The organism is Xanthomonas sp. NCPPB 3582 (genome assembly GCF_041475735.2).
GTDB lineage: Bacteria > Pseudomonadota > Gammaproteobacteria > Xanthomonadales > Xanthomonadaceae > Xanthomonas > Xanthomonas codiaei.
Genome location: NZ_CM192968.1, coordinates 1464894 through 1479192, shown reverse-complemented (window position 1 = coordinate 1479192; position 14299 = coordinate 1464894). Strand labels below are relative to the sequence as shown.

Below are 14299 nucleotides of genomic sequence, written 5' to 3'. Positions count from 1 at the left end.
GCATCGCCCGAGGCAGCGGCGCCGTCCCCCTACACCGACGACATCGCATACACGCCTATTGACCTGCCCATGCCGTCTCCGCCGGTCGCGTACACGCCCGCCCCCCCAGCGCCACCGGTACACGCGCGGCCCGCACCGATGCCCAGCGGCGCGCTGGCGCGGCAAGCGCCTGCTGCGGCACTGATGGCACTCCCGGAGAGCCGCAGCATGATCATGCAGGCGCCACCGGCCGCCCCGGCCGAGAACCGCGAAACCTATCAGACCCTCAGCGACAACCCGATCGTGCAGGCCGCGGACAACCCGGTGTCCACCTTCAGCATCGATGTCGATACCGGCAGCTACAGCAACGTGCGGCGCTATCTCACCGCTGGCAGCCTGCCGCCGGTGGATGCGGTGCGCGTGGAAGAGATGATCAACTACTTCCGCTACGACGACCCCGCGCCCCGCGATGGCCAGCCCTTCGCGGTACGCACCGAACTGGCGCCCGCGCCCTGGAACGGCAAGCACCTGCTGCTGCGCATCGGCATCAATGGACGCGATGTCCAGACCACTGCGCTGCCGGCCGCCAACCTGGTGTTCCTGGTCGATGTCTCCGGCTCGATGGACGCGCCCGACAAGCTGCCGTTGCTGCAATCCTCGCTCAAGCTGTTGACGCGCCAGCTGCGCGCGCAGGACCGCATCACCCTGGTCACCTACGCCGGCAGCACCGCGGTGGTGTTGCCGCCGACGCCGGGCAACCAGCAGGGGCGCATCGTCGAAGCCATCGACAGCCTGCAATCCGGTGGCGGCACCGCCGGTGCCAGCGGCATCGAGCTGGCCTACCGCGCGGCACAGCAAAGCTACCTGCGCGGCGGCATCAATCGCATCCTGCTGGCCACCGATGGCGACTTCAATGTCGGCGTCACCGACTTCGATACGCTCAAGGGCATGGTGGCCGAAAAGCGGCGTTCCGGCGTGGCGCTGTCCACGCTGGGTTTCGGCACCGGCAACTACAACGACACTCTGATGGAGCAACTGGCCGATGCCGGCGACGGTGCCTACGCCTATATCGACTCGCCGCTGGAAGCGCGCAAGGTACTGACCCACGAACTGGGCGCCACGCTGGAGACCATCGCGCGCGACGTCAAGATCCAGGTCGAGTTCAATCCGGCAACGGTGCAGGAGTACCGGCTGATCGGCTACGAGAATCGTGCCCTGCGCCGCGAGGACTTCAACAACGACCAGGTCGATGCCGGCGACATCGGTGCCGGCCACAGCGTGACCGCGCTGTATGAAATCACCCCGATCACCAGCCCCGCGTCGGTGGATCCGTTGCGCTACGCCGCCAGCCTGCTGCGTCCGGCCGGCAACGCAGACAACGAACTTGCCCACCTGAAGCTGCGCTACAAATTGCCCAGCGCGCACCGCAGCAGCCTGCTCGACACCGTCATCCGCAGCGACCAGAAAGTGGCATTGGATGCCTCCAGCGAGGCCTTCCGATTCTCTGCCGCCGTGGCCGGTTTCGGCCAGCGCCTGCGCGGTGGCAGCCAGCTGCACGGCTGGGATTTCCCGCAGGTGCGCGCCCTGGCCGCAGGCAGTATCGGCAAGGATCGTTACGGGTATCGCGCCGACTTCCTGCGCATGGTGCAGCAGGCCGAAGCACTCGGCAGCCGGCCGCTCGCAACCGCGGACTGATGCACGCGGCGGTTGCCTATACTGCGCGCATGCATCCAGCCGATCTTGCGCCGCTACCCGACGAGGAGCTCATGCTCCTCGTCGCCAATGGCTTTGTCGAACAACCGGCCACCGAGTTGTTCAAGCGCCATAACCGCGCCCTGTTCAACTTCCTGGCCTGGCAGTGCGAAGGCAATCTGAGCGAGGCCGAAGACCTTGCGCAGAAAACCTGGGTCAAGCTGATGACCCGCTGCAGCGACTATCGCCCGGGGCAGGCCGCCTTCACCAGCTTCCTGTTCCAGATCGCGCGCAATGCCTGGCTCGACACGCGGCGCAGCGCCTACGTCGCCACCTCGGTACCGCTGGAAGACACCCACCTGCAGCTGCCCGACGACGACCTGTCCACCGAGCAGCTGGCCATGCTGGGGCAGCAGCAACAGCGCGTGCGCGCCGCCGTCATGGCCCTGCCCGATGCCCAGCGCGAAGTGGTGGTATTGCGCTTCTTCGTCGGGCTGGCGGTGGAAGACATCGCGCAGGTGGTGGGCGACGGCTTCGAGACGGTCAAGAGCCGCCTGCGTTACGCCTTCGCCAAACTGCGCCTGAGCCTGGACGCAGTGCAATGAGCGCGGCCTTCGAGCGCTTTCTGGCTGGCGACGACGGCCTGGCTGCACTGCTGCAGGCCCAGCCGGGCTATCTGCCGCCTGCGCGCATGGATGCCTGGTTTGCGCAGGCCGCGCGGCAGGCCGAACGCGCACGCAACACATCCGCGCAAGACGCCGCGCAGTTCGAACCGCCAGCGTCGATGGGCGCGCCGATTGCCGCGTCGGCTGCGCAATCCGATCAGACGCAAGCCACGCCGCCCGCGGAAGGCGCGCGCGATGCGGCCACGCAACAGGCCGGACAATTCGAGCCGCCCGCATCGATGGACACCCCGTTTGTCGCATCGGCAGTGCAGGCTGGCAGACCCCACACCGCAACGCCGGCCGACGGCTCGCGCAACACAACGGCGCAGCCGTTCGAACCGCCAGCATCGATGGCCGCGGTGTTTGCTGCGGCAGCCGCACAGGCCGACCTGGCGCAGGCCGCACGGCGCGCCGCCGTCCAGGCGCGCCTCGGTGCCGGCGAAGATGCGACGCAGGCGCTGGGCGCACCCGTGCAGGACGCGACGCGTGCATGGCTGCAGCAGCTGCAGCCGCCGGCCACCGGCACCGAATCGACCGATGGCGATGCACGGTATCGGCACGACGGCGCTGAAGCGGCTGCGTCGGCCGATGACAGTCAGCCAGCTGCGCAGGATGCGAACGCTGAGGTGTCCAGTCCTGCGCCGGGCGATCGCGCACAGAGCGCGGCACAGGCCGTCGGAACGTCGCAGGTAACGGCCAAGGCCGTAACGCACGGTGCTACGGCAGCAGCCGATACCCTGCATGCGGCAACACCGGAGGTGCGGCGCGCGCGCCGACAACGCTGGATGCCGACGCTGGCGCTGGCTGCCTCCGTCATCCTGGCCGTGGGTGTCGGGCTGCACTGGCAGGCCAACGCACCGGTGCCCGCGCCGGCCATGGAGGCGGCACGCGTCGCCGTCCAGGAGCCTGCAGACCAGACCAATGAACCGCAGGCTGGGTCGGTGGCGGCAAGCCCGGCCGAGTCTGATTCTGCATCTGCATTCGAAAGCGGCTTGGTCGCAGAACGCTCGCCGATGCCACCACCATTGGCATCCATGCCACGCCCTGCATCGGCACCGCCGTCAGACAGATTCGCCGCTCCCCAGAGTCCAGCGCCGTCTGCCTCGCCCGCTCCACCGGCACCGCCCGCGCCGGCTGCAGCCTTGCCGGAACCGATGGTCGCTGCACCGGCCCCATCGATGCCTGCAGCCCCGATGGCAGCCATTACCAGCCCGGATCTCGACGCCGCTCGGTCCCTGTCTGCCGAGCGGGAATCTGTCGCGATCGCCAACGGCAGCGCGCAACAGACCACGCAGGAGCGGCCGAACGCAGCGGCTCCCCCATCGGCACACGTCCCCGGCGCACTCCTGCCGGCAATCGACACCCAGCAGCGATCACTCGCCGAGGCCGGCAAGTCGACACCGCCCATCCAGGCTGACAATGACGCTCCAGCCACTCAGCCTTCCGCACTGCCATCGCGCACTGCGCCGAAAACGGCTCCACTGAAGGCCCCCGCGGCCCAGCGGCGGCAAGCAGACGACACTGCTGCAATGCCGGGCGAAGCAGCGGCGTCACAACCGATCTCGGCCAGCAGGCTTGCGACATCCGACACCGCGCAGCAGCGCGCTGCATCTGCCGCGGCAGTGCAGTTGCTGCCACTGTCGAGCACTCCAGGCGAATGGATCGATCACCATCTGCGTGCGGGCCAGCGAGCGCCGACCAGGCTGCGTCTCGAAGCCGCCACACCGGATGCACCTGACGTCAGGCGCTGGGTGGACCAGCTGCGTACCGCCTGCCGCGATCGCGGTTGGTCCACGCAGATCGAGATCGCGTCCAATGCGCAGCTACCGGATGATCGCCTGCGCATCGAAGTGCAGGTCGCCCTGAGCACCGATTGAGCCCGGCGCCTGCAGCTGGGTTTCGGCCGCCAGATTGGCAGGGCCGCTGCCCGGAATCGGCGTGGACCAATCGTACAGTGGCTGTGGACGCCGCTTGGTCATGAAGGCCAACCGCAGCCGTTCGGCAGCAACTGCTGATCCGTGCCACCGCAAGAGCAAAGCGTGTAGCGCAGTGCGCACCGATGTATTGGACCCGTGCGGTTCGCTGTTGCGCAGAGGATCGATGACGACAGTTGAGCTTGCAGCGACCCGCTGCATGCATGCGGGCGGCGGGCGGCGGCAATATCCAAGCCCAGCGCATCCGCACACACGTGTTCCACCTTCAGGTCACAGCGCGTCGATGCGCGTGCGTCCCGGCGTTGGTGCCACCCATCCATCGAGTACGGCAGCTCATTGGCACGCTTGGCCGTTGAAGGCGCCGATCATAGCGCGCAGTCCACCAAAGTTCAGGCCAAGGCAGGGTCACGCAGTGCATCCTCAGCGCGCCGTCCCGGCATCGACGCACCGGTGCAACGCGACTCCGGGCCTCAGCGATCGCCGGCCAACGCGCAACGCACAACCACAGCCAGAGACCTCACAAACCGCACGCCTTCGCTGCGCCACTCAGCCTTCGGCCAGCTCACCGTTCTCGCCAGCCTCACCGTCCTCGCGCAACAGGCTGCTGAGCACGTGGTCGCGCCATACCCCATTCAATTGCAGGTAACGCCGCGCGCGGCCTTCGATCTGGAAGCCCAGCCGCGCCAGCACCTGCGCGCTGCGCACATTCTCCGGCACGTACTGCGCCATCACCCGGTGCAGGCCCAACGGACCGAACACGAACGCGATGCCCTGCGTGGCAGCCCAATGCATCAGGCCACGGCCTTGCGCCGCGGCATCCAGACCATAGCCGAGATGGCAGGCCTGAAACGCACCGCGCTGGATCTGGGTAAACCCCACCGTGCCGATCACCTGCTGCGCCGAGACCAGCACCAGCTGCAGTTCGCGCTCGCCAGGAACAGAATTGCGATAGGCGATGCATAGCCTCCTCCAGCCTTCCGCGGTGTAGAACGCTTCCGGCCGCAGCGGCATCGCATCGGCCAGGTGCGCACGGTTGCGCGCGTGATAGTCGGCGACCGCGGCGGGGTCGACGCTGGCAAGGTCGCAGAGCAGCACACCGTCGGCGTGCCGCCGCGGCAAAAACGCCGGCAGGCTCATTGCCTGCCTCCATTACCGCGTTGTTGCAGATAGCCGTCTGCGTGAGACACGGCTAAAACAGAAACTGGGTCAGCCGCCCTCAGGCGGCGTCGGCCGCTGCGAGCGCCTGCGCCACCTGCCACTCGATGGCATCCAGGTTCGGCAACAGCGCACTTTGCTCGCCGAGCAGCACGCGCATGTGCACGCCTTCCGGCAGCGCGTCTTCCGACGCATCGGCCAGCAGTCCGTCGCGCGGCACCGAGATCAGCTGCGGGAACGAGGCGGTCAGCAGGGCGAAGTACGGCAGTGCGGGATTGCCGCCCAGCGCCTTCAGCACGATGACCTTGTTGTTCAATGCCGCAGGTTCGTCGCCCAGGCCGCTGAGGCGTGCGAACGACAGCAAGGGCACCTTCCAGCCGTACCAGTCGATGCGCCCGACCACCCAGCGCGGCATGTCCGGCAGCGCTTCGACCGCCACGCGCGACATCACCTCGGCCACCGTCGCGTTGGGCAGCAGCACGCGCTCGTTGCCCGCCTGAATCAGGACGCCGCGGATTTCGTCGTTATTGGCGTAGCTCATCGCACTGTTCCGATCTGAGAGGAAGCGCCCGGCTTACGCCGGCCAACGCTGTGCCAGCGCCTGCGCCAACTGCGCGGGATCGCCGGTCAAGATACCTTGTCGCGCCAGCCGCGCTGCCGCAGCCGGGTCGTAGCAGCCATCGGCGGACTGACCCGCCAGCCAGGCGCCCTGCTCGGCCAGCGCCAGCGAGGCTTCCACCAATGCTTCGTTGGCACCGCTGAGCATCAGCACGGCACTGTCGCTCGGCGGCAAGGCAGCGATCAGCCCGGCCGGATCGCTCTGCGCCACGAAGGCCAGTGCGCCGGCGTGCTGCTGCAGGCCGATCTCGTCGGACAACACATAGACCTTGCCCGCTGCGACGGTCTGCCCGGCTTCGCCCAGCTCCACCGGCAGCGCGGACACGCGCCCCATCTGCCGCACCAGATTGCCGTACTGGCCACCATCGAGGGTCATGCGCACCAGCACGGCGCGCGGGAATTGCGGCGGCAATGCGGCCAGCAGGCGACGGATCGCATCCGGCCCACCGATCCCGGCCATCACCAGCACCGCGCCCGTGACCTCGCCGCTGTGCTCCAGTTCCACCAGCGACAGGCCGCCGGTGGACAGCGCAGCCACATCCGGTTCGGTGCGCGGGCGCACCACCACGGCGACCTCATCCACCAGGCCCCAGGTGCTGGAATCGCCCAGCGTCTGGGCGCCCGTTCCGGCACCGGCCGATGTCTCGGCGTGCTCGGGGGCATGGGTGAACAAGCCATCGCCAGGCACGCTTTCGAAGGCATGCGCGGCCGCTTCCAGGTGCTGGTCCAGCTGCAGGTCCGAGTGCTGCTGCGGTGCCAGCGTCAGGCCGCGCTCGGGCTGCAGCGAGGGCTCGCTTTCGGTACCCGGCGGCAACACGTCGGCATGGCCGTGCAGCTTGGCAGCCAGATGGCGTACCCAACGCTGCGCTTCCCAGCCCTCGCGGCGCACCGTGAGTTCGGCCTCGTCGAAGATCACCGTCACGCCAGGGATGTTGAAGGCCGGCTCCAGCGCTTCGAGCGCGTCTTCGATGGCCGGCTCCAGCGCCACCAGCACCGCCACCGGCTCGGCATCGCGCAGCATCTGCACGTCCACCGCCGCGGGCTCGTCTTCCAGCACCACCTGCGCACCGGCCAGGCCAAGCGCTTCGCGCAGGCGTTCGCGCGCCTGTCCGGGCCGGCCCAGCAGGGCGACCGGAGTTCCCATTGCGCCATTAGTCTCGGACACGGGCGATCCCCAGCAGGTCATACACGTTTCGCATCAGATCCAACTCTTGGTAAGGCTTGCCCAGGTAGCGCTGCACACCGATCTCGAAGGCGCGCTGGCGATGCTTCTCGCCACTGCGCGAGGTGATCATCACGATCGGCACCGCCTTGAAGCGCGGGTCGGCTCGCATCGCGGTGGCCAGCTCGTAGCCGTCCATGCGCGGCATTTCGATATCCAGCAGCATCAGGTCGGGCACGCGCTCTTCGAGCAGTTCCAGTGCCTCGACACCGTCGCGGGCGGTGGTGACGTCCAGGTTGTGGCGTTCCAGCACGCGGCTGGTGACCTTGCGCATGGTCAGCGAGTCGTCCACCACCATCACCAGCGGCACCTGGCGCTGCGCTTCGGCGGGGGTGTCCAGCGCCGGACGCGCCGGCTGGCTGAGGTAACGACGCACCAACGGCGCCACGTCCAGGATCACCACCACGCGGCCATCGCCGGTGATGGTGGCGCCGTAGATGCCCGGCACCGAGGCGATCTGCAGGCCGACCGGCTTGACCACGATTTCGCGGTTGCCCAGCACCTGGTCGATCGCCACCGCCGCGCGCAGGTCGCCCGCACGCACCAGCAGCAACGGCACCTGCGCCTGACCATCGGCACGCGCCGCGGCCTGGCCGACCAGCGAGCCCAGGTCGTGCAGCACGTACTCTTCGCCGGCGTAGTGATAACCGCCCTCGCCCGACTCGTAGCGGGTGCGCGAAATGCGCCCGATACCGCTGACCGACGCCACCGGCACCGCAAAGGTGGTGTCGCCGATCCGCACGAACACCGCCTGGGTGACCGCCAGCGTCTGCGGCAGGCGCAGGGTGAAGGTGACGCCCTGGCCACGCACCGAGTGGATGTCCACCGAGCCGCCGAGCTGGCGCACTTCGTTGCGCACCACGTCCATGCCCACGCCACGGCCAGCCAGCTGGCTGACCTGCTCGGAGGTGCTGAAGCCGGAGGCGAAGATCAGGTTGTCGAGTTCGGCCTCGCTCAGTTCCTGGCCCGGTTCGATCAGGCCGCGCTGTTCGCCACGGCGACGGATCGCCTCGCGGTCCAGCCCGGCGCCGTCGTCGGCCACTTCCAGCACGATTTCCGAGCCTTCGCGGCGCAGACGGATCGCGATGCTGCCTTCTTCCGGCTTGCCCGCGTCGCGGCGCTGCTCGGGCGTTTCCAGCCCATGCGCGACCGAGTTGCGCAGCATGTGTTCCAGCGGCGCGACCATGCGATCGAGCACGTTGCGATCCAGTTCGCCCTGGGTGCCTTCCAGCACCAGGTGCACCTGCTTGCCGGTATCGCTGGCGGCCTGGCGCACCACACGGCGCAGGCGCGGCACCAGGCCGTCGAACGGCACCATGCGCGCACGCATCAGGCCGTCCTGCAGTTCGGAGCTGACGCGCGACTGCTGTTGCAGCAGGCCGTCGTACTGACGCGAGAGGTCTTCCAGCACGCCCTGCAAACCGCCCAAGTCGGCCGCCGATTCGTTCAGCGCGCGGCTGAGCTGCTGCAGGGTGGAGAAGCGGTCCAGTTCCAGCGGATCGAAGGTGCGGTCGCCCTGGTCCTGCTCGCGCTGGTAACGCGCCACGATCTGCGCTTCGGTTTCCAGATCCAGGCGGCGCAACTGGTCGCGCAGACGGGCGTTGGTGCGATCCAGTTCGCCCATGGCGCCCCGGAACGCGCCCAGCTGCTGTTCCAGGCGCGAGCGGTAGATCGCCACTTCGCCGGCGTGGTTGACCAGGCGGTCGAGCAGATCCGCACGCACACGCACCTGCTCCTGCTGCACGCGCGGCAGGAAATCGTCTTCGCTCTGGCCTTCGACCGGGATCGGTGCCGACAGCGGTGCCGGTTCCACCGACGCCTTGGCGATCGCACGCACGTCCGCGTCGCTGGGCTCTGCGGCATTGCGGCCACGGGTGCGGGTTTCGAAGGCATCCACCAGGTCGGTGGGCATGGCCACCGCGCGGTGCATGCCGGTACGGGTCAGCAACTGGTGCAGACGATCGAAGCCGCGTTCGAACAGGCGCACGTCGTCGCGGTCGATGTCGGTGCGGTTGGCCGCCACGGCTTCGAGCAGCGATTCGATCGCGTGGCCCAGGTCGCCGATGGCGTTGATGCCGGCCATGCGCGCGCCGCCCTTGAGCGTGTGCAGGTCGCGCTGCAAGCCGTTGAGCACCTCGCGGTCGTCCGGCGTTTCGCGCATCCGCGCGATCAGGCCATCGCTGTGATCGAGCAGGTCGCGGCCTTCCTCGACGAAGATGTCGACCAGTTCGCCATCGAGTTGATCGAAGTTGAGCGGGCCCACATCGAACGCGGCCCCGACGTCGTTGCTGACGGTATCGGCACGCGCGCGGTCTTCCACCGGCGCGCTGAAGGCAGCGGCAGCGTCAGCCGGCTCGGCCGCGTGTTCGCTGGCAGAGGCGTCGTGTTCGGCAGCATCGGTGTGCCCGGCCTGTTCCAGGTGCTCGACCTCGTCTGTCGTGGCCATCGCATCGACGGATGCAGGTTCGCCATCGTGCTGTGCGTCGGTCTCGGCAACCGGCTCGGCATGCACGTCGGGCGCGATGTCCGATGGCGGATCACCCGCCTCTTCCATCTGGTCGGCCGCATGCGCCATCTCGAACGCCTGCACCGATTCGATGGTGTGCTCGGGCAGCGCCGCATCGGCATGCACCGAATCGTCATGCTGAGCGGACTGCGCCGCATCGGCGTGTTCGGCCTCGATCTCGGCAACGTGTTCGCCGTGCGTCGCGTCCTCGACTGCCGTGTGTTCGGCCGTGCCGGTGTGCTCGCCGGACTCTGCGTGTGTCTCGGACGGCATGTCCCAGGCAGCCGGCTGCTGCGGCTGCTCTACGTGCGCTTCGGTGTCCGCGTCGGCATCCGACTGCGCAGCATGCTGTGCGTCGACGTCGACGTCGACGTCGGCGTCGGCGTCGTGCGACGGTGCGGCTTCGTCTTCACCTGCCTGCTCGGCGACGTCCTCGGCGTGGGCCGGCGCGGTGGCATCGGCATCGGACGACTCGGTGGCGTATTCCGCCTCGCCTCGATCGCCCTGCGGCAAGTCGTGATCGGTCGACACGCTGTCCAGCGCCGTGGTTTCCGGCGTCCAGTCCTCGGCGATGGCGGCGGGTGCCTCCTCGCCCACCGGGGCATCGGTGTGCACCGCTTGCAGCGCGTCGATGCTCTCGACCGTCGCGTCGTCGGCCACGGCGTGGGCCTCGTCCGCGCTGGCAAGGGTCTGCGTCTGGCCAAGCGCGGCTTCCGCGTCGGCCAGCTCGTCGACCGCCACGGTGTCCTGCGTGGAAACGCCGGTGTCCGTGCCATCTGCAGCCGCATCGCCCGCTGCTGGGTCGTGCGCAGCAAACGACGCATTCGCATCGGGCAAGTCATGCGCCTGCATGTCACCCGAATCGACCGGTACCTGCGCTGCAGCGTGCGCCAGCGCCGCGTCGGCGGCTTCGGCAGGCTGCCCTTCGGTGGCGTCCCAGGCATCGGCTTCGACCGCCGGCTCATCGGCCAGCGTGTCGTGTGCGTCGTCGGCTTGCGTCGCAGCTTCATGGTGGTCGGCGCCCACGGTGTCGCCCTGCACAGCTGCTGCGTCGTCGACTGCCGTCTCTGCGGTGTCGACGTTCGCGGCGTGCTGATCCTGCGACAGTGCGTCGTGATCGTCCGGCGCCGGTGCCTGCAGCGCATGCGCGGCGTGTTGATCGGCCTCGGCTTCGGCCAGTTCGTCCACCGCGATCGGAGCCTCGGCGTCGGCGGCGTGCGTGTGGTCGGCCAGTTGCGTCGGCGAGGTGGACTCGGACGGCAGTGCGCTGGCATCCAGGTACTGCGACAGGTCTTCCACGCCGGTCAATTCGACCCTCGCATCGCCGCCGGCAGCCTCTTGGCTCGCCGCGTCGACATCGTCCAGGTCTTCCAGGAACGCCTGCGGCGGCCACTGCGCTTCCGGCAGGGTGTCCACCAGGGCGCGCAGGCGCTCGGTCAACGGCGCGAACGATGGAATCATTGGCGCGTCGGCGCGCAATGCGGTGACCGTGGTGGCGATCGCCGCGGCCATGGCCGCAATCGCATCGATACCTTCGGGCGACGGCGCTGCCGATGCCGCGAGCAGACGCTTCACATAGCTCTCGGCCGGGGTCGTCACCAGGGTGATTTCCGGCACGTCGGTCATTGCGAACGCGCCACTCATGGTGTGCACGGCACGCAACAGTTCTTCGGTCGCCAACTGCGGCGCCGCCTGGCTGGCCTGCAGCCATGCGTTGACGGTGTCCAGATGCGTTGCGACTTCGGCTTCGAGGATCTCGCGCAGCACGCTGTCCACCGATGCCGGGGTTCCGCCACTGGCCGCAGATGCGCCGGCCACGGCCGCAACCGCGGACACCTCGGTGCTTGCCGGCGTCGCCGCCGCAGGCACGTAATAGACCTCTTCACCGGCAGCCACGCGCTCGGCGATCGCCTGGATTTCCGGCAGGTCCGCGTCGATGCGGCCCTGCTCGCGCAATGCTGCATTGAATTGCGGCAGCACCTGGTAGGCCAGCTCGACCATCGCCACCACCGCCGGGCTGGGCGGGCGCGAGTTGTCGAGCACGCGGTTGAGCATGCTTTCGATCTTCCAGCTGAACTCGCCGAGCACGCTGGCGCCGACCAGGCGGCCGCTGCCCTTCAGGGTGTGGAAGACGCGGCGGATCGGACGCAGGTTGTCCGGGCTGTTCGGCGCAGCGCGCCAGACCGGCAGCAACTGCCCCAGGTTGACCAGTTCCTCGTCGAATTCTTCGAGGAACACATCGCGGATGTCGTCATCGATATCGCTGTCGCCGAAGCCGCCGAAGATGCCGGCATCGGCCGCCGCCGGCACCGGCTCGCCAGGCGCCTGCACCGGCGCGGTATCGGCTGCGGCATCGGTACTGCCCGGCGAGACCTGCGGCCGCTCGGTGTCGAACTGCGCGGCAGCTGCATCGAGATCGGCCAGGAACGCAGCCGATGCCGCATCCAGCTCGAACTCGCTGACCACGGCCTGCTGCACGCGCGGCGTGGTGTGCTCGGCAGTCGCTTCGACCGCTGCGTCCGGCGCATCGGGCACGGCATCCACGAACGGGCCGTCCGGTTCCTGCGGCAGCGCAGGCGGAGCTGGCGGCGGCGAGAACGCATCCTCGATGCTGACCTGCGCACGGCGCGTCTGGTGTTCGGCAATGAACTCCAGCGGTGCGTCGGTCTGATCGGCGTCGCCCGGCAAGCTGATCTGTTCGATCTGCAGCGGCGCCTCATCGGCCACCACGGGCGCAGCGGCATGTTCCTGTTCCAGCGCGCTCAGGTCCACGGTGTAGCTGACCTGCGCGGCCTCGCTGGCGAGATGCCCATCCTGCTCGGCCGACACCGGGTCGAACGCGGAGGGAGCAATCGGCGGCGCCTGCTCGGTCGTTTCCAGCTGCCAATCGCCAGGCGCCTGCGCGCCATCCTCGGACAGGTCCAGCGGCGCCACCGTAAACGGCACGTGCGCCTGACCGGACACGGTTTCCTCGGCGGCAACCGGGTCGAACGAAAACACCGTATCGGTCGCTGCCGCGCCGGTGTCGTGCACCGCGCTGGCCGCGAACGGCGCTTCCACCACGGTTGCGTTGGCCCATTCCAGCGCGGCGGCCGGGGCGGCATCGTTGGCCGCCGCATCCGGAGTTCCGGCAAGCTGCAGTCCGCCGACGGCGACCTGTTGCGGCTCGACGACGCTGCCCGGCTGGTCGGTACCCACCGGCAATTCGGACGGCTGCCCGGACGGCAGCGGCCAATAACGCAGTGTTTCCAGGCTGTTGCGGGTGATGTCCAGAATCTCCTCGCGGCCGGGACGGCGCTCGCGCAGGGCTTCCAGGTAGTACTCCAGGCTGGCCATCGCATCGGCCAGAGTGTCCAGCTGGCGGCCGCTGGGCACGCGCTGCTTGCCGATCAGCTCCAGATCGACATACCGGCGCACGCCTTCCAGGTAATCGGCGGCCTGCGGCAGTTCGAGGATGCGCAAGGCACCGCCGACTTCGCCCAGCAGGTGCGGCACCTCGGCCAGGCGCGCGTGATCCCAGTTGGTTTCGATGAAGGCGACGAAGTGCTCGCGCGCCGCACCGAAATTGGCGATCGCTTCCTGCGCCAGCACGTCCACGGTGCGGCGCACCTCCGAGGAGGTGGCGCTGTTGCTGGCTTCGTTGCCATCGCCGATGTCGGCGCCAAGACTGGCGACCTGGTCATCCAGCGAGGCATCCACGTACAGCAGCGCGCCGGCGATATCCAGCAGCACGCCTTCGTCCATCTGCACCTGGCCGTCGACCACGCGCGCCAGCGCATCGCGCTGTTGTACGACGACCGTGCGTGCCACGCCCAGGCCCATCATGCCCAGGGTGTCGGCCACGCTGCCCAGGTCGTTGACCTGGGTCTGCAACTCGGCGATGTCGCCGCCGGTGCGCAGGTGCAGGTCCAGCGCGTCCTTGACGCGCAGCAATTCTTCCTTGACCGCGCTGCCGACCGTGTCGAGCAGCTCGCGATTGCGCCCGCTCAGGCTGCCGCGCGCGTGATCCAGCTCGGCTTCGGTGGCGACACCGGCCTGCGGGTCGAACGCGAACAACACGCTTTCATTCAGACCCGGCTGGCCACGCGTGGCACGGATTTCGTTGAGCAGCGGCAGCAGCACGATCGGAATGTCGCGATGGCCGTTCTGCAGGCGTTCCAGATAATCGGGCAGCAGCACGGTGCCGCGCATCAGCATGGCGCAGGCTTCGTCGCGGTCGGCCACCTCGCCTGCCTGCACGGCCTGGGCCAGCAGCTCCAGCTCCTCGGCGACCATGGCCGGCGCATACAGCTCGACCATGCGCAAGGTGCCCTGCACCTGGTGCAGGTAGCCGGCGCAAAAACGCATCCGACTGGTGTCGGAGGGTTCTTCGGCGAAGTACTCGATCTCGTTGCGCGCCTGGCGCAAGGTCTCGTCCAGCTCCGGCTTGACCCAGCCCAGCGCGGCGTGGCTCATCGCATCGCGAAGCGCACTCATTGCAGCCCCCTGACTACGGCCGGCACACCGCTTGCGCAGCCACCGGTCACTT

General features: G+C 68.6%; 8 protein-coding genes. 3 read left to right on the top strand and 5 right to left on the bottom strand.

Annotated elements, in window-relative coordinates; translation table 11 throughout:
- Positions 1 to 69: 69 nt before the first annotated feature.
- A complete protein-coding gene (locus ACCQ05_RS06210; protein WP_372393246.1) occupies positions 70 to 1674 on the top strand; it encodes a vWA domain-containing protein in 1605 nt (534 codons plus the stop codon).
- Between the two features lie 29 nt (positions 1675 to 1703).
- Positions 1704 to 2276: a sigma-70 family RNA polymerase sigma factor gene (locus ACCQ05_RS06205; protein ID WP_372393245.1), complete on the top strand. Its 573-nt coding sequence runs from the start codon at positions 1704 to 1706 to the stop codon at positions 2274 to 2276.
- Here the strand turns inward: ACCQ05_RS06205 and ACCQ05_RS06200 are convergent.
- Complete coding sequence (locus tag ACCQ05_RS06200; protein ID WP_372393244.1) at positions 2231 to 3079, bottom strand: hypothetical protein; 849 nt, start codon at positions 3077 to 3079, stop codon at positions 2231 to 2233. The genes ACCQ05_RS06205 and ACCQ05_RS06200 overlap by 46 nt on opposite strands.
- Before the next feature lie 450 nt (positions 3080 to 3529).
- On the opposite strand from ACCQ05_RS06200, the gene ACCQ05_RS06195 reads away from it, so the two are divergent.
- The gene (locus tag ACCQ05_RS06195; protein ID WP_372393243.1) at positions 3530 to 4213 is read left to right on the top strand and encodes a hypothetical protein; all 684 of its coding nucleotides are present in this window, start codon (positions 3530 to 3532) and stop codon (positions 4211 to 4213) included.
- A 603-nt stretch (positions 4214 to 4816) separates the two neighbouring features.
- Here the strand turns inward: ACCQ05_RS06195 and ACCQ05_RS06190 are convergent.
- From ACCQ05_RS06190 to ACCQ05_RS06175, 4 genes are all read right to left on the bottom strand, one after another.
- Complete coding sequence (locus tag ACCQ05_RS06190) at positions 4817 to 5407, bottom strand: GNAT family N-acetyltransferase (RefSeq protein ID WP_372393242.1); 591 nt, start codon at positions 5405 to 5407, stop codon at positions 4817 to 4819.
- A 79-nt stretch (positions 5408 to 5486) separates the two neighbouring features.
- A complete protein-coding gene (locus ACCQ05_RS06185; protein ID WP_104539208.1) occupies positions 5487 to 5966 on the bottom strand; it encodes a chemotaxis protein CheW in 480 nt (159 codons plus the stop codon).
- Positions 5967 to 5999: 33 nt separating this feature from the next.
- The gene (locus ACCQ05_RS06180) at positions 6000 to 7187 is read right to left on the bottom strand and encodes a chemotaxis protein CheB (RefSeq protein WP_372393955.1); all 1188 of its coding nucleotides are present in this window, start codon (positions 7185 to 7187) and stop codon (positions 6000 to 6002) included.
- Between the two features lie 7 nt (positions 7188 to 7194).
- Positions 7195 to 14247: an Hpt domain-containing protein gene (locus ACCQ05_RS06175; protein WP_372393241.1), complete on the bottom strand. Its 7053-nt coding sequence runs from the start codon at positions 14245 to 14247 to the stop codon at positions 7195 to 7197.
- Positions 14248 to 14299: the final 52 nt, after the last annotated feature.

Coding starts and splice junctions, on each gene's coding strand:
- ACCQ05_RS06180 (WP_372393955.1), bottom strand. CDS start 7,187: ATGGGAACTCCGGTCGCCCTGCTGGGCCGGCCCGGACAGGCGCGCGAA.
- ACCQ05_RS06175 (WP_372393241.1), bottom strand. CDS start 14,247: ATGAGTGCGCTTCGCGATGCGATGAGCCACGCCGCGCTGGGCTGGGTC.
- ACCQ05_RS06200 (WP_372393244.1), bottom strand. CDS start 3,079: ATGCAGGGTATCGGCTGCTGCCGTAGCACCGTGCGTTACGGCCTTGGC.
- ACCQ05_RS06205 (WP_372393245.1), top strand. CDS start 1,704: ATGCATCCAGCCGATCTTGCGCCGCTACCCGACGAGGAGCTCATGCTC.
- ACCQ05_RS06185 (WP_104539208.1), bottom strand. CDS start 5,966: ATGAGCTACGCCAATAACGACGAAATCCGCGGCGTCCTGATTCAGGCG.
- ACCQ05_RS06190 (WP_372393242.1), bottom strand. CDS start 5,407: ATGAGCCTGCCGGCGTTTTTGCCGCGGCGGCACGCCGACGGTGTGCTG.
- ACCQ05_RS06210 (WP_372393246.1), top strand. CDS start 70: ATGCCGTCTCCGCCGGTCGCGTACACGCCCGCCCCCCCAGCGCCACCG.
- ACCQ05_RS06195 (WP_372393243.1), top strand. CDS start 3,530: ATGGCAGCCATTACCAGCCCGGATCTCGACGCCGCTCGGTCCCTGTCT.